Source organism: Cytobacillus firmus (genome assembly GCF_023715565.1).
GTDB classification, from domain to species: domain Bacteria; phylum Bacillota; class Bacilli; order Bacillales; family Cytobacillaceae; genus Cytobacillus; species Cytobacillus firmus_C.
This window is the reverse complement of the sequence record NZ_JAMBOJ010000152.1, coordinates 1-471: the sequence shown is the minus strand read 5'-3', so window position 1 is coordinate 471 and position 471 is coordinate 1. Positions and strand designations below refer to the sequence as shown.

The window sequence follows — 471 nt, the reverse complement described above, 5'->3', positions numbered from 1 at the left end:
CAGGTAGCCGACGCTGGCGCCGAAGCGATCCTTGTAGTTCGCGCGCACGAGCGGGTCGAGCGTCGGCTTTACCTTGTCGTGCAGCGGCGCTTCCCAGTCGCCCGCGTGCTGGAAGTTGCTCATGATGTAGGTCCAGCCGTTGATCTCGTCGACCGCGTGCAGGCCCGTCGATTCGGCGCCGGCCGGGCACGACAGCACGCGCGCGAGCGACTTCGTGTCGACGTTGTAGGCCCACAGGAAGTTGTTCACGTGCATGCCCGAGTCTTCGCCGATGAACAGCGTGCGCAGCTTTTCGGAGAACTTCAGGTTGTCGGGGTTCGCGATCTTGTCCGGGTTCGCGAGGTTGCCGAGCGCATCGGCCGCGGCGAGGTCCTCGCCGACCAGCGCGGCCGGCGCGCCCATGTCGACCGGCACCCATTCGCTGTCGATCGCGCCGCCCGTCGTGTCGCGCTGGCCGGCCTTCAGGTTCAG

The 471-nt window shown here is 67.3% G+C and carries 1 pseudogene; it reads right to left on the bottom strand.

Going from position 1 to position 471, the window contains the following annotated elements:
- Positions 1–471 (bottom strand): annotated as a pseudogene (locus M3205_RS25210) (alkaline phosphatase); the annotation flags it as partial.